This is a genomic window from Microbulbifer maximicatervae (SeqCode) (assembly GCF_052466985.1).
The window spans coordinates 2,000,007-2,018,389 of the sequence record NZ_CP174298.1; the positions used below are offsets into that span (position 1 = coordinate 2,000,007).

The window sequence follows — 18,383 nt, forward strand, 5'->3', positions numbered from 1 at the left end:
TTAATGGGAGGTCTGCTCCACCAGATTCAAAGCACGTTGCAGCAATGCGTAAAAACCATTGCTGCGCGATTCACTTAAGTGCTTACCGAGTCCCAGCTCAGCAAATAACAGAGAAAGATCTCTCTCTCGAATCTCAGTAGCCGTGCGGCCATCAATTTGTGAAAGTAATAACGCACCCAGGCCTTTTACAACCCGGCTGTCGCTTTCCAATCCAAAATAGTGCCTACCACCCTCTGTCCGGTGCGCTAACCAAGCTGCAGACTCACAACCCCGCACCAGGTTTTCTTCGGTACGTATCTCGGGCTTTCGGGCAATAGTTTTACTCCACAGCATTAATTCTCTATAACGTCCCTGCCAGTTGCGCTGGGAAACCAAACTCTCTAGCAATAACGAGGAAAAATCATCCCTGGCCCATTCATCACTCTGAATACTATCCCCCTGTTCAATTGACTTCTGGATCTCACAGTACTCTTTCAGGGCCTGCAAAAAAGCCTGAATATCACTATCGGTATTGTAGGCTGCGACTGATGCTCGGACCGTCACCAAATCACCGCTCTCTTTACCTAACAATTGTGCACAGTGATGGCCTACTCTCACTGCAATATCGCGCTCGTCCAGCCAGTGCATTAAATCGGCAGCGCTACCATGAATAGGCACAAAAGAGACAATACCCAGATTGTGGCGCACTTGGCTGATAACCCTAAAATTGGGGGACGCTATCAGTTCGCGATGTATCCATCGCACCAATTTCTGCTCATGCGCCGCTATTGCGACCCTATCTTGCTGCTCAAGAAATTCCAGTGCCGCTCCAAGACCCGCTATTGCCGCCAGCGGAGAAGTGCCTGCCTCAAATTTGTGCGGCAAGCCTGCATAATGACTCGTTTCAAGTTCAACGTCGGAGATCATTTCTCCACCACCCAGCCATGGTGGCATAGATTCCAAAAGTGTTTCCCTACCGTATAAGAAACCAATTCCTGACGGGCCGTAAAACTTATGTGCGGAGGAAACAAAAAAATCACAGCCAATTTTCTGCACATCAATCACTTCATGGGCTGCCAACTGGGCGCCATCAACAATCCACATCAAGTGCTTTCTGCGCAGCAATTGCCTCACTGCAGCCAGGTCCGGACGCAATCCGAGTGCGTTGGAACCGCCGGTCAGGGATACAATTCTTGTGCGCTCATTCAGCACTTCTCCCAGGCGATCAAATTCCGGGACACCCGCTACATGGGGTACATAGCGTAAACTCAAATTGAATCGCTTGGCCGCCATCTGCCAAGGGATAATATTTGCATGGTGCTCCGCTGTTGAGATGACAATTTCATCCCCAGCCTGCAACTCACTGCACAGGCTGTGCGCCAACAAATTCAGTGCCTCAGTAGCACCGCGACAAAATACAATTTCCCTTGTGCTGGCAGCATTAACAAATTGTGCCGCTTGGCGACGCACTCGCTCCACCATCTCTGTAGCCTTACGGGCTAGACGGTGACTAGAGCGGTGCGTATTGGCATTGCTGTGCACATAGTAATCGCGTACAGCATTAATCACTTTCTCTGGTTTCTGCGTCGTTGCAGCATTATCCAGGTATACCAACTCCTTATTCTCCTCTTGAGCAAAGAGGGGAAATGACTGCCTGAATGATTCAGCGGAAAAACTCATAGGGAAAATAACTTCTCAGTATTTCGACAGGTAGCATTGGCGATTTCCCGCACGGAAACTCCCCGTAAATCAGCCAGTGCTTGTGCAATTTTAGAAAGGTTTTCAGGGCTATTACGCATACCCTGCTGACCTGAAAGAGGCATATCCGGGGCGTCCGACTCAAGCAGTAAACTCTCCAGCGGCGCACGTGACACAGCCCGTCGGGTTTTCGCTGCCCGTGGGTAAGTAATTGTTCCACCGATACCCAGATAGAAGCCGCGCTTCCAGTACTCTTGCGCCGTTTGCTCACTTCCACTGAAAGCGTGGATCACACCTCCCCGCGGGAGCTTGAATTGCTTTAACAGCCTCAGGAGTTCATTGTGGGCCCGGTGAACATGCAGAATAATCGGCAGTTCATGGTTACTAGCAATCTCCAAATGAAGCTTGAGAATATCTTCCTGCTTATTCAAGTCAGTGCCGATAGAGGCATCCAAGCCACACTCTCCAACAGCGACACATGAGTATTTCTCAAGGCTCTCACTAAGCCGTACTCCCAACTCCATCAGGTTTTCCCGCCAACGGGAATCTTGCGGGATTTTCTTCACCCACCAAGGGTGAACACCAGCAGCCATCATCCAACCGGGCTGTTCCGATACCAGAGCGCCCAACGACTGCCACTGAGCCTCGCAAACGCCGGGGATAATGACCCTATCTATTCCGGCATTGAGACATCTTTGCCACACCTGGTCCCGGTCCAGAGAAAAAACCTCAAAATCAAAGTGGCAATGACTGTCTATAAATTTCACTTGTGATACCCATTATTCGCGCGCATATTAGCATGAAGTCGCCTTTTCCTCTGGTACACCTGTGATTGAATCTCTTTTGCCGATCGCCCTTTTTGCTTTCTCAGCCAGTATTACACCGGGCCCTAATAACCTGATGATTATGTCCTCAGGACTCAATCACGGCATCTACAGTTCAACACCTCACCTACTGGGAATTTGGCTGGGATTTCCCGCCATGGTGGTTGCCATTGGCTTGGGACTGGGAACCGTCTTCAATCACTTCCCTTTTCTGCATGAAGTTATTCGCTGGGCAGGCATTGCCTATTTACTCTACCTGGCATGGATAATTGGTTCGACCCGGGAAATGGGTTCTGGAAATTCAAGCCAACCCCTGAGCTTTACTCAGGCGATGGCTTTTCAGTGGATCAATCCTAAAGGCTGGATTATGGCCACTGGAGCACTGGCTGCTTTCACCAGTCCCGGCACAGAAATATGGTCGGGAGTTGTTAAGGTTGCACTGGCATTTATCACCATTGGCGGGCCTTGCGTTGCCATTTGGCTATTCTTTGGCGTTGGGCTAAAACGGTTCCTGACTGAACCACGCTACTTGCGAAGCTTTAACATTGCTATGGGATTGTTGCTTGCTGCAAGCGTTATCCCCTTGGCCCTCGAGGGGCTTACCCCCTTTGGCGCAGCCACCTGAAAGGTCTCTTCTACAGCTTAAGCTCGGGAGCCTTCAACTCCCGAGGCGCTCAAAGCTGGGAAAAACTAGCGAGACGCAGCCTGAAAACGGCTTACTGCACGAAGCTCGGCTGAGTCCTGTAACCAAACAATATCTTCAGCATCTACTTGCTGCCCTGTTATCCCTGACAACTGATCACTGAGTACTTCTAGTCGGGTATTCTCATCGACGCCCTCCACCGGAAGTCGGATCCAGACCTGCCCCTCTTCGTCTGTAACCTCCGCAGGTGCCCCCTGGTCAGTACTGCTTAAATGGCGATCAAAAACCGAGCTATGCCCTGGCGGCAAATAAATGGTGCCATTGGTAATATCGACAGCGAAAGCCACTATGCCCGGCAGCAAGCCAAATAGCAGGCCTGCGCCGTCCAAGATTACGACCGCAGGATCAACTCGCCCACCCGCCTGCCCTTTGCGCTCCGGGTACAGGAAATAGCCACAGGCGCTCAGATTCATCACTGTTACAAGCGCAGCGGATGCCACGATACTTCGTTTAATCACTCTATTCATGGTGTCACCTCTCACGAAAGCCCCCTATGCGGAGCTATTACTTGTTCTTTCTATTCCCACTAATGCCATGGGACCTATTCTCTATCTGTACAAATTCACGTCAGATAGCCCTGAGACAAAAAGATCATCAAATTTACGCCGATCGAAACGTTCGTACAACATCAAGCAGGCTCGATTGCCTAAACTTTAACCAGCACTTGCTGCGGGATGTTAAGGAGATTTACTAATTTCTGACAGTGTGGAGTGACGCACTTGTGATCTGACCGGGCAGTAAGCAGTCGCCTGGGGTCCGACACCGGAAATTTCAGGGAGCAGTAGTCGTAGCAGGTGCCGCCAGGGATTGGCTAAAGCACGGTATCCTTATCGATACCGTGCTTTTCTATTTCACTAAATAAAGGAGATTTCGTCCTATCGCACCCAAAATTGGCGAGATCCCCTACCTTTCTTCCTGGAAAATTCCCCCTACCGCTGTATCCTGCGCCCAAGAACAAGAGTGGAGCTCTCTACATGTATATCAGCAGCGCCTTTGACAGCGGCAATATCGAAGTTATCAATACCGATAGCAATCCAATTGAGCTAGCAATCCGTCAGGACAACAATTCTGACTTCTACCAATGGTTTCACTTTCGTCTGGAAGGCGATATTGGCACCAGCTATCCCTTGCGCATCGTTAATGCCGGCAAATCCGCCTACCCGGAAGGCTGGGAAAACTACCGCATCTGTGCCTCATACGATCGTCAAAATTGGTTCAGAATTGGCGCCAACTACGACGGCAATACTCTGGACTTCACTGTAACCCTGGATGAACCCAGCATCTATCTCGCCTATTTCGCCCCCTACTCCTGGGAACGCCACCTGGATCTGCTCGCTTGGGCGCAGAGCCACGACCTGGTCAAACTGCAAACTCTCGGTAAAACCCTTGATGAGCGCGATATGACCATGCTCACGGTTGGCAATGCCGACACCGCGAAACATCGTGTTTGGATGATTGCCCGCCAACACCCAGGAGAGACCATGGCGGAATGGTTTGTTGAGGGCTTCCTGGAAACCTTGCTCGACCATGCCAATCCTACTGCGCAAAGCTTGCTGGCAGATACCGTATTTTATGTAGTACCCAATATGAACCCCGACGGCAGCGTTCGCGGGCATCTGCGCACTAACGCTGCGGGCGCCAACCTGAACCGTGAGTGGCTCAACCCCACAATGGAGCGAAGCCCGGAAGTCTTTTTGGTCAGGGAGAAAATGTTGGAGCTAGGAGGGGATATCTTCCTGGATATTCATGGTGATGAAGCCCTGCCCTATAACTTTGTTGCGGCTTGTGAAGGTATTCCCGGCTATGACGAGCGCCACGCCAAGCTGGAAGAGACATTTAAGCAAGCTTATGAGGCCGTCAGCCCCGACTTCCAAACGGAGCATGGATATGAGCTGGATAAACCCGGCGAAGCAAATCTGACAATTGGTACCGCCTGGGCTGGACATCAATTCCGCACCCTGGCTCTAACATTGGAGATGCCGTTTAAAGACAATGATGACCTGCCCGACTTGATCGAAGGATGGTCCCCGGCGCGAAGCCAACAACTCGCTCGCGATATTCTTTTCCCAATTCGCGAAGTGCTAAAAACACTCAAATAATCTCTATCCGGTGAACTAAATCACCGTTACCGGTAAGAGAAATTAATTTGAGCTGGGCTGTTTCAAACGGCAGCCCAGTTTTAGAGAGACTTTTCTTATTGCAATTATTTATTTATAAAAACCGAGTAGGCGTTTATTTTTGAGCCAAAAGTCACAGGACAGCCTCTATATTTCAAAAATTGCAGAGATCATCAAAACAACATCTCTAACTTTTCTTATTACGCTGTGATTTCTTCAATAATACAGCTACAGCAACCAACAAAAGAAAAGTAAATACCACCAACCCCCACATCACCGACTGAAAAGCCTGGGCAAAAGCCTCATTAAACATGTTAGCGATGCGACTGTGCAGAGCAGCAGACATCCCCATTGCGCCACGCTCTATCCTTTCAGGATTAATCAGCAATGCATCGATATATTTTTCCAGTGCACTGGTAATCTGCACCCCACTTTCCTGCAATTGATTTAGCAAACTCTGTTTTTCCATTATTCGAAATACAGTACCCACTACAGCCAAACCAAGTGCTGCGCCTATGTTTTGTATGCCCCACAACATACCGGTTGCTATACCTGCACTATTAGGCGGCAAAGCGCCAATAGCGATTGGGGCTGTCGCACTAAATACAAACCCCCAAGCCACACCGAAAGGTATAAAAGCCAGCAAAAGCATCGAAAAATTGGTATCCACTGAGAATTGTGTCATTACGATTGCCGCAATCAAAATACATATGACACCAATTAAGATTGGAGCCGCAGGTGCGGAATTAGCTGCCATTCTGCCCGCCACAGGAGATACCAAAGCCATTACCAAGGTAATAGGGAGCAAAATCAAGCCGGACATTACCGTTGTATCCTGACGCACAATATGCAAATAAAATGGCAATAAAAAGAAAGCAGAAATGAGAAATATCAACAAGCTGAAATTAGTTAAAACACAAGCGGAAAATAGCGAATTCTTAAAATAGGCAAAATGGATCAACGGTTGCTCCAGTTTTCGCTCAACACGAAAAAGGGCAATAAAACTTAATATAGAAATAACCAGTAACAACAGTATCGGCCAGCTCAACCAACCCACTTGCGCCCCTTCAACTACTAACACCACTAGCGAACCCACACTAAGCGCAAGGAGCATCATTCCACGCCAATCAATATAACTTTTTTCTTTATCTAAATTTTGCGGGCTCCGCATCACAAAAAGACCAAGCACCATACTAACCAACACAAAGGGGATATTAATAAAAAAGATCGACCTCCAAGATAAATACTCACATAGGACCCCACCCAATACCGGACCAAGAGCAAAGCCGACAGCCAATACCGACATCCACCATCCCATTGCAAATCCGGCTTCTTTTTCTACAAAAGTGTGGGACAGCAAAGCAATATTATTCGGCACGATTATGGCAATGGAGACACCTTGAAAGGCCCGCCAGACAATTAACCAAAGTGGATCCTCAGCCAATCCCGCGAAAAGGGAGCTAACTGCAAGTAATACCCATCCAATATTGAGCATCTTCAGGGAGCCCACAATATCCCCCAATCTCCCCATACTGGCCATCAGGATACATAGCATCAACATAAATATATTCATAACCCACTGGGCTTGAATAAAGGATGCACCTAAACTTTGCTGGATTGTCGGCAGTGCAATACTGACAATGGTGTAGTCCAACCCCAATATAAAGGTGGCTGGAAAGGAGCCAAGCAAAACAACCCACTTATTCATTAGTCGCATAATTCCCCTTATGCAGCTTGTTAATTAAAGCAAGGAAAGATCCTGAATAATTTATCGGCATTTATTGCTGAGAGAGCTACACAATCCATCCATTAACAATAGAATTAAGATGTCGCCGGAAAACAACAAGAAACCAACCCTCATCACATAGACAAAAAAGTCCAATTCGTAGTAAAAAGCAAAAATAATAAAACGGTACCTTAAGGCACCGCACACCAATAAAAATTAAAAAATATTCACTAGCGTCTACTGCAAAGGTAGCGCATCTACTCAGTCCGGAGAAAAATAATGAAACACACTATCAGACAGATGATCCTATCGATTCTATTTGTACTTTCCTTCGCCTCTCCCCCCCTTTGGGCCGATAGCATTTCTGATTTCCAAAACAGCTGGACAGGCACAGCCTTGGATCTACAGCGTCAAATAGACAACCACACTCCCATGAGTGAAAACAATATTTTGGGGACACACAATTCTTACAACTCAGAAGTGTATCGCGCCTGTAACTTCTCAGTGGGATGCCGCTACCTGGACCCTCAACAGGAGCATTCCATAAAAGATCAATTGCGCATGGGAGCTCGCTTTATAGAGCTGGATGTCCATTGGACAACGAAAATGGAGAGCCTTTTTTCCTACCCCAAAAGATTACTTCTGTGCCATGGGCTCTGCAGTATCAATGACAAGTATGCGACTGAAGGATTTAACGAAATAAAGGATTGGCTAAATGACAGCGCCAATCAGGACGAAGTCATCATTTTATATATCGAGGACCACTCTGACGGGCGCCATCAAGATCTCTACAACCAAATAACCGATCGATTCGGGGATAAGATTTTCTACAGCGGCGGCTGCCAGAGTATTCCCAGCAACCTGACAAAAAATGATGTGCTTGCTGCCGGGAAACAAGTCGTCGTATGGAAAGATAGCGGCTGCTCTGGAAATGGTGATATGAAGAACATGGCCTTCACCGGATTAGGGGAAATCGGTCGAGTGTGGGAAGACAGCACCACTATTGGCACCATAGGAGAAATTTTTAGCGGTGGTATTGAACGAATCACAGCCGACGATGTGCGCAATGGCTTTGCTGTAGGTCACAACATAATCAACCTCGATAATATGAATACGACCGATGGCCGCATCGCTGCAGCTATTTGGTCATGGGATCAGAATGAGCCAAATAACTTGAACAATGAGGATTGCGCTATGCAGTGGGGCAACGGGCGCTGGAATGATGCCAACTGCAGCAACCAATATAGCTTCGCATGTAAGAACACGGCTGACGGTAGCTGGCTGGTCAGCGCCTCCACAGGCCCATTCTCTTATGGTGCCGGGGTGTGCCAGGCACTGGGCAATGACTATGTGTTTTCCGCCCCCACCAATAGCCAGGACAACCAAGCCCTTAAAAGCGCCAAGGAAACCACTGGCTATGACAAGGTGTGGATTAACTATCAGGACCAGATAACTGAGGGCCACTGGCAGCACAATTAACCTCAAAAATCTCGACTTGGGGATTTAGGCTGGATAGGAGGCTAAGCCCGAGCCTCCTATCCAAGGCGAGTTTTATTGAACCCTCTCAAACACAAACCCTGTCACCATATTCAACTAAATTATCAAAACGGGAATATAGCTCTGGGCCTAGTCACACTCTACTCTCAACTGATCGCTGATATGTCGTTAGTTAAGACAAGATCAGGCATAATCTGCCTCCTAACAAGACTGTCAGGACAAAATTATGCGAATTCCTACTACCTGGCGCCGCCTTGGCTTGGCTATAGCCATCGGCGGTGTTATCAGCGGTTGTAGCAAGGGCAACGAAGAAGTCAGCTCACAAGCGCACTCCCATAAAGAACATATCGAGCACGGCACTGAAAAGCTCAATTTGGAAGCCGCTGAGAAGGCTCAAATTGATATTGTCGCTGCCGACCTGCACAAGCATGTCGCCGTATTGGCCTCCGATGAATTCGAAGGCCGCGCTCCCGCCAGTAAAGGTGAGGAGCTGACGGTAAACTATCTGGCAAAGCAATTTAAGGCGCTCGGACTTACCCCTGGTGCTGTAGATTCCGACGGTAACCCCAGCTGGTTCCAGGAAGTCCCCATTGTAGAGATGGATATTCAATCCACCCCCCTTACTATTCAGGGCGAAGGTGTAGGCCAGGTTCTAAAACCGATTGACGACATGGTCGCGTTTACCCAGCGCCAAACCAGCGCATCCAGCCTTAATGAGAGCGAATTGGTTTTTGTCGGTTACGGCATCGTAGCTCCAGAAAACAACTGGAATGACTACGCAGGTCTGGATATGGAAGGCAAAACCGCAGTCATTCTGGTGAATGACCCCGGCTATGCCACCCAAGATGAGGCTCTATTCAATGGCAATGCCATGACCTACTACGGTCGCTGGAGCTACAAGTTTGAAGAAGCTGCCCGTCAGGGCGCCGCAGGGGCCATTATTATCCATGAGAATGGTGCTGCCGGTTACCCCTGGGAGGTAGTGAGCGGCTCCTGGTCTGGCGCCCAGGTAAGCCTTGAAGCAGAAAACAAGAATATCGATCGCGTGGCGATTGAGGCCTGGATCACCAACCAGGCAGCGAAGGATCTGTTCCAGGCAGCAGGTCTCGACTTGACCGAAGAAATGGCAGCGGCAAAGGCACCGGGATTCAAGCCTAAGTCACTGGAACTCAAAGCCAGCATCGAACTCAGCAACAGCCTTGAGAAGTCCAACTCTCGCAATGTTATTGCTAAGTTACCCGGCAAAAAGTACGCAGATGAAACCATTGTTTACACTGCCCACTGGGACCACTTAGGGGTCAACCGAAACGCTTCTGGCGAAGACCATATCTTCAATGGCGCAGTGGACAATGCCACCGGCACCGCTGGACTACTTGCTCTTGCAGCCCAAGCAGTAAAAGAGGATCAAGCTGATCGCTCCCTGGTATTCGTTGCAGTAACTGCTGAAGAGTCCGGTTTACTCGGCTCCAAATACTATGCCGCTAATCCAGTTGAACCTCTGGAAAAGACGGTTGCCGGCTTTAACTTCGACGCTATGAATGTCTTGGGCCCCACCAAAGACATCACCGTCGTAGGCTTCGGCAGCAGCGAGCTGGAAAATCTCTTAGAAGCAGCCGCCAAAAAGCAGGGCCGCTATCTGGCTGCTGAAGAGCACCCGGAACGCGGTTACTTCTATCGTTCAGATCATTTCAGCCTGGCAAAAGAAGGCGTGCCAATGCTGTATTTTGATTCCGGTAGCGAAAACCATGAGCACGGCCGGGAGTGGGCACAATCCAAGGACAAGGAATATCTCAGCCAGCACTACCACAAGCCGGGAGATGAATACGACCCCAACTGGAACCTGAAAGGCGCCGCTATGAACTTGCAGCTGGGCCTGCAATTGGGCCTGAAGTTGGCAAACAGCCGCGACTGGCCCAACTGGTATGAAGGCAATGAGTTCCGAGCTATTCGCGACGCCAGTGCCGAAAGCCGCAAATAACTAAGCAGGATAAACATCCCGCTTTTCCTTGGTGGCACCTCCTCGGTGCCACCAAACTTCCCACCCCAAACATCAACCCTGCATTAGCTGCAGGTGCCTCTCCCTGAATCGAAACCAATAAAAAAGCCCCACTGTCTCCAGCAGGGCCTTTTATGCGAATGAGCTCTTTAGCTAAATAGCGACTTAAGCAGCGCTAGTAGCCTCAAGCTTTTTCAACTCTTCATCGCGAAGTTCGCGGCGTAAGATTTTACCCACATTAGTTTTGGGTAAGTCCTCACGGAACTCCACATGCTTCGGCACTTTGTAAGCCGTCATATGCTCACGGCAGTAGGCGACAACTTCATCTTCAGTCAAAGATGGATCAGCCTTCACCAGGAAGAGCTTCACCTGCTCACCACTTTTCTCATCCGGGATACCGATAGCGGCAGCTTCAGTGACCTTCGGATGCGCGCTGATCACGTCTTCAATTTCATTGGGATATACATTGAAACCGGACACAATAATCATGTCCTTCTTGCGATCTACGATTTTGATGTAACCATCATCCTGAATAACAGCCATATCGCCGGTATTCAACCAACCCTCACTGTCGATGGTATCCGCTGTCGCTTCCGGACGCTGCCAGTAGCCTTTCATCACCTGAGGTCCGCGCACGCACAGCTCGCCAGGAGAGTTGTTTGGCAGGTCATTGCCATTCTCATCGACAACCTTGACCTCAGTACCGGGAACAGGAACACCCACTGTGCCCAGCTGAACACCATCAGTAGGGTTAAATGAAACAACCGGGGAGGTTTCAGTCATACCGTAACCTTCCATGATCATACAGCCGGTCATTTCCTCCCAGCGCTTAGCCGTATCGCGAGTTAACGCCATGCCACCAGAAGCTGTTGAGTGCAATTTGCTGAAGTCCAGTTCAGCAAAATCCTTGTTGCGCATCAGGCCATTGAACAGGGTATTGAGCCCAACAAATCCGGTGAAACGCAGGCCTTTCAGCATCTTCACAAAACCCGGAATATCCCTCGGGTTGGGCACTAACAACGAGTGGTTGCCCGTGGAGAATAGGCACATGCAGTGGATGGTAAATGCGTAGATATGGTAAAGAGGCAAAGGTGCAATATAGAACTCCTCACCTTCTTTCATACCACTGGCAAATGCGATACGAACCTGCTCCATATTCGCAACCAGATTGCCATTTGTTAGCATTGCCCCTTTGGCAACCCCGGTAGTACCGCCGGTATACTGCAGAACCGCAATATCTTCTTTGGTGCGCTCAACATCCTTATGAGGACGCTCAGCGCCTTTTGCCATGGCATCGCGGAAGCTAACTTCATTGGCAAACGAAAATTCGGGCACCATTTTCTTAACGTACTTCGCCACACTGTTGATCAAGGTACGTTTCAGCGGGCTGTGCAGATCCGCAATTTTGGTAACAATAACTTGTTTTACATCAGTTTCAGCAACCACGGCAGCAGCGGTATCGGCAATATTCGCCAGTACGATCAGTGCCTTGGCCCCTGAATCATTCAGCTGATGCTTAAGCTCGCGCTGCGTGTACAGCGGATTGGTATTTACTACAACCAGACCTGCGCGCAGTGCACCAAAAACAACTACTGGGTACTGCAGCACGTTGGGCAGCTGGACAGCGATGCGATCACCGGGCTTCAAGTCGGTATGATTTTGTAAATAAGAGGCGAATTTTCCACTTAGCGTGTCAATATCATTGATTGAAAGTGTACGCCCCAGGCATGTGAAAGCCGGCCGGTCACCGAATTTGGCGCAAGCGCCTTTAAAGACATCAAGTATGCTGCGATCAATGTCCAACTCTCTTCTCCCATTCCTGATTGTTGTCGTCGCTTGCCCACACCTTCCGTCTCCATAGGCGAAAGCTGCCATATCTCTTGGCGAGCGAGAATTTATTTATTGTTTGTAGTATCTTTGAGACGGTGAAAAAGAAGGGTTTAAAACCTCTCTTTACCGATCTCCCTCTTCACTATTCGCAGGAAATAAACCTGCCAATGCTGCGGCCAACTCGCGATTTCCAGAATATTGAACATCCCCCAAAAGGAAGGCGTGACGCCCACTTAATTGACCGTCCAATATAGCACTGAGAGTGCTGTTTTCCATTTCCAATGTTAGTTCTGGATTATCAGTCTGACCAAATTCGGAAATCACTTTGTAATTTTTAGATACTTCGGTGACATAAACATAGAAGTCACAGGCATCTGGCAGCCGGAACTGTACCCGAGCCAGCGGGTACGAACAAGCTAAGTGACACAGGCGCTCTTGAACCGAATCCGGCAATTGCATCGGAAATTCTCCGTTTAAGCCGCTTTATTACTCACAAAAAAACCGCCGGCATTTGCCGGCGGTTTTAATTTCAGAGCGGGATCAGAATGCAAAATGCTCGGCATCCAATTCCATCAAGTTGCCTGCTCCACTCAACATGGACGTTGCGTGGCTGGAAGTACGAGGAAGGATACGCTCGAAGAAGAAACGCGCGGTAGTAATTTTCGCCTTGTAGAAATCTTCTTCTCCAGTGCCCGCTGCCAGTTTTTCATTGGCAACTTTAGCCGCCTGTGCCCACAGGAAGGCCAGCACGGTGTAACCGGAGAACATCAGGTAATCTACAGAAGCAGCACCTACTTCATCTGGGTTTTCCATAGCTTTGCCGCCAACGTGCAAGGTCAGGTCGCCCCACTGTTTGTTCAGCTCTTGCAACTTAGCAACGAAAGGCGCCAGTGCTTCGTTATCAATTTCCGCCTGGCAGAATTTGTGAACCTGCTTGGTGAAACCGCGCAGCAATTCACCCTGGGTCATCAGAACCTTACGGCCCAACAAGTCCAGAGCCTGAATACCAGTGGTGCCTTCATAGATAGTGGAGATACGCGAATCACGTACGTTCTGCTCCACACCCCACTCGGCAATATAGCCGTGACCACCGAAACACTGCATACCCAGGTTGGCAGATTCGAAACCAGCTTCCGTTAAAAATGCTTTTGCAATCGGCGTCAGGAACGCCAGCATATCGTCAGCGGCTTTCTTCGCATCAGCATCGCCTTTATGAGTGATATCAACCAGCTGTGCACACTTAACAACCAGCATACGACCACCTTCAGAGAAGGCTTTCTGGGTCATCAGCATGCGGCGCACGTCAGGGTGAACAATAATCGGGTCAGCCGGGCCTTCCGGGTTTTTCACGCCCGACAGAGAACGCATTTGCAGGCGATCTTTTGCGTAAGCCAGGGACTTCTGGAAACCGATCTCGGAGTGAGCCAGGCCTTGCAGAGCAGTGCCCAGGCGCGCAGTGTTCATAAAGGTGAACATGTAGCTCAGGCCTTTATTCTGCTCGCCGATCAGGAAGCCTTTAGCACCGTCAAAGTTCAGCACTGCAGTGGCGTTGCCGTGAATACCCATTTTGTGCTCGAGGGAACCACATACCACACCGTTGCGCTCACCGGCAGAGCCATCAGCGTTCGGCAGGAACTTGGGTACGATAAACAGGGAGATACCCTTGGTGCCAGCAGGTGCGTCTGGCAGGCGGGCGAGTACGATATGAACAATGTTGTCAGTCATATCGTGCTCACCGGCGGAGATAAAGATCTTAGTGCCGGTAATCGCGTAGGAGCCATCTTCATTCGGCTCGGCCTTGGTGCGCAGAATACCCAGATCGGTACCGCAGTGAGGCTCGGTCAGACACATAGTGCCGGTCCAGCTACCTTCAACCAGCTTGGTCAGGTAAACCTGCTTCTGCTCTTCAGTACCGTGCTCTTCCAGGGTGTTCATGGCACCGTGGGACAAGCCGGGGTACATGCCCCAGGACCAGTTGGCGGTGCCAACCATCTCGCTCATGATAGTACCGAGCGAGGGCGGCAGGCCCTGGCCACCGTACTCAGGATCGTGAGGCAGCGCAGCCCAGCCACCCTCTACAAACTGCTGGTAGGCTTCTTTAAAGCCTTCCGGGGTAGTAACTTCACCGTCTTTCCAGGTGCAACCTTGCTGGTCGCCAATTTGGTTCAGTGGTGCAATAACGTTTTCACAAAACTTTGCACCCTCTTCCAGGATGGCATCCACGACATCAGGAGTAGCCTCCTCATATCCAAGTGACTCATAATGCTTTTCTGAGTCCAGCATCTCGCGCATTACGAAACGCAAATCACGCAGTGGCATTTTGATATCGGTCATCCTGATAACCTCAATTCGCTTATGTTTGGGACCGGAGGTAAAACCATCCAGTCATATTTATGACTAATTTCTAAGATTGGTTCATCATAGTAGTAAGCGAGCAGCCCCCTCTATGGCCAAACCCGTCCAAAGCGGTGACAAATCGAGGCGAGAGGATGAAAAAAGGTGACTGGCCCAGTCAAATATCCAGGCCAGCTGCGGCGCGACCACCCCGGCGATACTCGCCTGGCGTAATTCCCGTCCACTTTTTGAAGGCGCGGAAGAAAGCACTGGATTCATCGAACCCAAGCATCTCTGCGATCTGCCCATTGGAAAGATCCGGGCAGCTCAGGTAGTGGAAAGCCGCTTCCATCCGACATTCGTCTTTCAGCTTCTGGTAGGAGGTGCCCTCCTGTTGCAGGCGACGACGCAACGTGGTGACCGACATATTGAGCCTCTCCGCCACCGCCTCTGCGGCAGGCATGGACTCACTCACGTCCCGGTTCAAAATGGTTTTCACTTTGGTCTTGATACTATTGGCACTGCCGTCGCTAATTACCAGGTGGTAAGGAGCGGTGCGAATAAAGTCCTCGACCATCTGCGGGCTTTGCACCACAGGGTATTCCAGGTAGCGGGTATCGTATTCGAGCGCATTAAACGGCTGCTCAAATAACAACTCATTGGCCTCACTCTGTGCGAGACTGCGAAACTCTTCCGGGCAAGCAAATGAAAAGTGCAGCCTGGCCAGCGGAATCTCCCGCCCTGCCAGCCAGCAATAAAACCTGTGCCAAACCGCTAGAGTTGTACGCACCACACTGGGGCTTGTGTTATTCAGCAGCTGCTCAAATTCGCCTTTGCCCAGCGAACTGATCCCGCAAATTTCAACCCGCTCGCGCCCATGGCCACCTTCTCCGAGTACCGGCTTCACCTTAAAACCTCGGCAGATTTCCATAAATTCGGCACAGAGCGTAATCGCCTGGCGGAGGGTTGCACAGTTCACAACCGCCAGACACAACAAGCGAAAAGACCCGGAACGGACCCTTCCACCACTCAGCATGCCAAACCACTCATTTTGCGCCAGCCACATCACGCGCTGGTATAAGCGGCCGTACTTCACTGCTGAAAATGCGGATACGCCCTGCAATTCAGACTCATCGATATCGACAGAAGCCAAAAGCTCCTTGCGATCACACCCGTGTTTGGTCGCCTCTTCGAGCAGTCGCTCGAGGTACGCGATAGGGATGCGAATATCCTCTTCCGTTGACGCCATCTATTATTTACGCCTGCGCAACCAATTCAATAAAGCCCCGCACCCAAACGCCAGAGCAATGATGACAAGCAGTATCACCAACAGAAGAATGAAATAGGTGACAACATCCTTAACGGGCAGGTCCCAACTGTAGACTGCCGCCACTACAAAGGCGACACAGGCGAGGACACTGGTAATAAAGGAGCGGCGACTTCTTTTAGCCATGACGATCTGGATACATTGATTTTCAAAACAGGTGAGACTGCCACATTTTGTGACGCTACCATTGTATTGTCGGCACCCAGTACCGACGCGGCGTCGAATCGTGAGGGATTGGCCGGTTCCTGTCAACGCCGCAGGAGGCACCAATGAGCAGAAGAATGCTGGAACCAGAGGATCGAGCCACGCTGTTAAGGCTTTTGCACTGGCTTATGTGCCTGACCGCCATTATATCGTTAATACTGTTGGGAATCGCCTTTTTTGCCCCTAGCTAATCAGCCCACCCTTGGCCAAATGGGCGGGATCTAACAATTCCTCAAGCGTTTCTCTATCCAGGTCCGTCATTTCAACAGCAACATCCAGCACTGGCCTACAGCTGGCATAGGCGGCCTTGGCAATCTCCGCCGCTTTAAGGTAGCCAATCACTGGGTTAAGGGAGGTCACTAAAATGGGGTTGCGGCCCAGGGTTCCCTCAATATGCGCCCGATTCACCGCGAAACTGGCAACGGCTCGATCAGCCAGTAGGGTCGATGCATTCGCGAGCAGGTTAATACTTTCCAGCAGCGTACTGCCCACTAAAGGCAACATAACATTCAATTGAAAATTGCCGCTCTGTCCCGCCACGGTCACTGTGGTGTCATTACCCATCACCCGGGCACAAACCATAGTAACTGATTCGGCAATAACCGGGTTCACTTTGCCCGGCATAATGCTGCTCCCTGGCTGCAAGGCCTCCAGGGCGATTTCGGAGAGGCCAGCAAGGGGACCGCTGTTCATCCAACGCAAATCATTGGCAATTTTCATCAGGGAAGCTGCCAACACCTTGAGCTGCCCGGACAACTCCACCGACGTATCCTGACTGGAAATTGCGGTAAAAAAGTTCTCTGCCGGGCGAAACTGATGAGATGTGTGGGCGCTGATTTTTTGCGCGAACAGCTCGGCAAAATCCGGGTGAGCATTGAGCCCGGTGCCAATCGCCGTACCGCCTTGAGCCAGCTGGGCAAGCCGAGGCATTACCGCGCGAATCCTCTCCCGGCACGCCTCTATTTGTGCAGCCCAACCTCCAACCTCCTGCGCCATTGTCATAGGCACTGCATCCATCAGATGGGTGCGGCCGGTTTTTACAATACTTTCAAGTTCCGTGGACTTGTCGCACAAGCCAGTGTGCAAATGGCGCAACGCAGGCAGCAGGGTGTCGCGCACTGCAAGCAGGGCGGACACATGAATTGCGGTGGGAACCACGTCATTACTGCTCTGACTCATATTCACGTGATCATTGGGGCTGATGGTTTGATCACTGTGCTTTTCTGCGAGGTGGGCGAGCACCTCATTAACATTCATATTTGAGCTGGTACCAGAACCTGTCTGGTAAATATCGACGGGGAAATGAGTGGCATACTCCTCATCACCGAGACTGTCGCAAGCATTGATAATGGCCTCAGCCTGGGCTTTATCCAGCAACCCCAAGTCCCGATTGGCCTCCGCAGCAGATTTCTTTATCAGCACAATGGCGCGGATAAACTCTGCCGGCAAGCCGTGACCACTGACAGGAAAATTCTCCACTGCGCGCTGGGTTTGCGCACCATACATCGCCTCAGTCGGCACCTGAACTTCGCCCAGGCTGTCCTTTTCAGTGCGGAATTCGCCACCCATTTCACTCTCCCCAGATGCGTTTAATGCATCGACAGAAGGTTATTTAGCCGCTGCAGCCCTACTCGACCACGACGGTAATTTTCTTGGACATCACAGGCTCTTTATGTGGCACATGCATATAGTTGCCCAGAACCAGTTGTAGCGTATGCTTGCCGGGTGGCAAGGTAACTTGAGTCTCGGTTTGCCCGCCACCAAAGTGAATGATGTTCTTACTCGCCGGCAAAGGCTTGCTCATATCCGGCATATCATCCACATCAATCAGCAGATGATGGTGGCCGGTATTCTCTTGATTGGTACCCGCCGGTGCCACACCCATACCAGACAAACCAAACTTCACCGTAAATGTCTGGGGCACCTTCTCTCCATCCTTCGGCGAGATAATATAGACCTTGGCATCTGCTGGGGCCTTACTGCTCATATCCATTTTGCTTTCGTGCTCAGACGCATGTAACAGCGGCGACAACATCAGTGCGCTGGCAAACAGCAGAGAACTGGATTTAATCATGTGTATTCCTTCCTGATAGGGCGCCCAGATCGCGCCAATTCTTATAATCTGGCTTTACAGCTTCTCGGCCGCGG

15 protein-coding genes are annotated in these 18,383 nt (G+C 50.3%); 4 read left to right on the top strand and 11 right to left on the bottom strand.

The features are described from left to right. Positions 1-1,659 (bottom strand): aminotransferase class V-fold PLP-dependent enzyme, encoded by a 1,659-nt coding sequence (locus tag ACJJI3_RS08645; RefSeq protein ID WP_444942165.1) that lies wholly within the window; start codon positions 1,657-1,659, stop codon positions 1-3. Next, entirely contained in the window at positions 1,656-2,444 is a 789-nt protein-coding gene (locus ACJJI3_RS08650) for a TatD family hydrolase (RefSeq protein ID WP_444942166.1), read from the bottom strand. Before ACJJI3_RS08650 ends, ACJJI3_RS08645 begins: the two co-directional genes overlap by 4 nt. 61 nt (positions 2,445-2,505) lie before the next feature. On the opposite strand from ACJJI3_RS08650, the gene ACJJI3_RS08655 reads away from it, so the two are divergent. Further along, the gene (locus ACJJI3_RS08655; protein ID WP_444905785.1) at positions 2,506-3,126 is read left to right on the top strand and encodes a LysE family translocator; all 621 of its coding nucleotides are present in this window, start codon (positions 2,506-2,508) and stop codon (positions 3,124-3,126) included. A gap of 65 nt (positions 3,127-3,191) precedes the next feature. Here the strand turns inward: ACJJI3_RS08655 and ACJJI3_RS08660 are convergent, their stop codons facing one another. Beyond that, the gene (locus tag ACJJI3_RS08660; protein WP_444905786.1) at positions 3,192-3,671 is read right to left on the bottom strand and encodes a hypothetical protein; all 480 of its coding nucleotides are present in this window, start codon (positions 3,669-3,671) and stop codon (positions 3,192-3,194) included. Positions 3,672-4,178: 507 nt separating this feature from the next. Between ACJJI3_RS08660 and ACJJI3_RS08665 the strand changes: the two genes are divergently transcribed. Further along, a complete protein-coding gene (locus tag ACJJI3_RS08665) occupies positions 4,179-5,303 on the top strand; it encodes a M14 family metallopeptidase (RefSeq protein WP_444905787.1) in 1,125 nt (374 codons plus the stop codon). Between the two features lie 205 nt (positions 5,304-5,508). Here ACJJI3_RS08665 and ACJJI3_RS08670 read toward each other — a convergent pair whose 3' ends face one another. Next, on the bottom strand, positions 5,509-7,038 hold the full coding sequence (locus ACJJI3_RS08670) for an MFS transporter (RefSeq protein WP_444942167.1): 1,530 nt from the start codon (positions 7,036-7,038) through the stop codon (positions 5,509-5,511). Between the two features lie 288 nt (positions 7,039-7,326). Here ACJJI3_RS08670 and ACJJI3_RS08675 point away from each other — a divergent pair, with 288 nt between their 5' ends. Together ACJJI3_RS08675 and ACJJI3_RS08680 are read left to right on the top strand one after the other, a co-directional pair. After that, positions 7,327-8,526, top strand: a complete 1,200-nt coding sequence (locus ACJJI3_RS08675) for a phosphatidylinositol-specific phospholipase C domain-containing protein (protein WP_444942168.1) — start codon at positions 7,327-7,329, stop codon at positions 8,524-8,526. 244 nt (positions 8,527-8,770) lie between these two features. After that, positions 8,771-10,522, top strand: coding sequence for a M28 family metallopeptidase (locus ACJJI3_RS08680; RefSeq protein WP_444942169.1), 1,752 nt, complete (start codon positions 8,771-8,773; stop codon positions 10,520-10,522). Positions 10,523-10,705: 183 nt separating this feature from the next. Here the strand turns inward: ACJJI3_RS08680 and ACJJI3_RS08685 are convergent, their stop codons facing one another. The 7 genes from ACJJI3_RS08685 to ACJJI3_RS08715 all read right to left on the bottom strand — a co-directional run bounded on the left by ACJJI3_RS08685 (position 10,706) and on the right by ACJJI3_RS08715 (position 18,309). Further along, positions 10,706-12,343, bottom strand: coding sequence for an AMP-binding protein (locus tag ACJJI3_RS08685; RefSeq protein ID WP_444942170.1), 1,638 nt, complete (start codon positions 12,341-12,343; stop codon positions 10,706-10,708). 150 nt (positions 12,344-12,493) lie between these two features. Next, complete coding sequence (locus ACJJI3_RS08690) at positions 12,494-12,829, bottom strand: SCP2 sterol-binding domain-containing protein (RefSeq protein WP_282933465.1); 336 nt, start codon at positions 12,827-12,829, stop codon at positions 12,494-12,496. A gap of 81 nt (positions 12,830-12,910) precedes the next feature. After that, positions 12,911-14,704, bottom strand: a complete 1,794-nt coding sequence (locus ACJJI3_RS08695; RefSeq protein ID WP_444942171.1) for an acyl-CoA dehydrogenase C-terminal domain-containing protein — start codon at positions 14,702-14,704, stop codon at positions 12,911-12,913. Positions 14,705-14,882: 178 nt separating this feature from the next. After that, positions 14,883-15,953 (bottom strand): AraC family transcriptional regulator, encoded by a 1,071-nt coding sequence (locus tag ACJJI3_RS08700; RefSeq protein WP_282933467.1) that lies wholly within the window; start codon positions 15,951-15,953, stop codon positions 14,883-14,885. A gap of 3 nt (positions 15,954-15,956) precedes the next feature. Further along, positions 15,957-16,157 (bottom strand): hypothetical protein, encoded by a 201-nt coding sequence (locus ACJJI3_RS08705; RefSeq protein WP_282933468.1) that lies wholly within the window; start codon positions 16,155-16,157, stop codon positions 15,957-15,959. 261 nt (positions 16,158-16,418) lie between these two features. Then, positions 16,419-17,804, bottom strand: a complete 1,386-nt coding sequence (locus ACJJI3_RS08710; protein ID WP_444942172.1) for a class II fumarate hydratase — start codon at positions 17,802-17,804, stop codon at positions 16,419-16,421. 58 nt (positions 17,805-17,862) lie between these two features. Continuing rightward, on the bottom strand, positions 17,863-18,309 hold the full coding sequence (locus tag ACJJI3_RS08715) for a DUF4399 domain-containing protein (protein ID WP_282933470.1): 447 nt from the start codon (positions 18,307-18,309) through the stop codon (positions 17,863-17,865). Positions 18,310-18,383 lie beyond the last annotated feature (74 nt).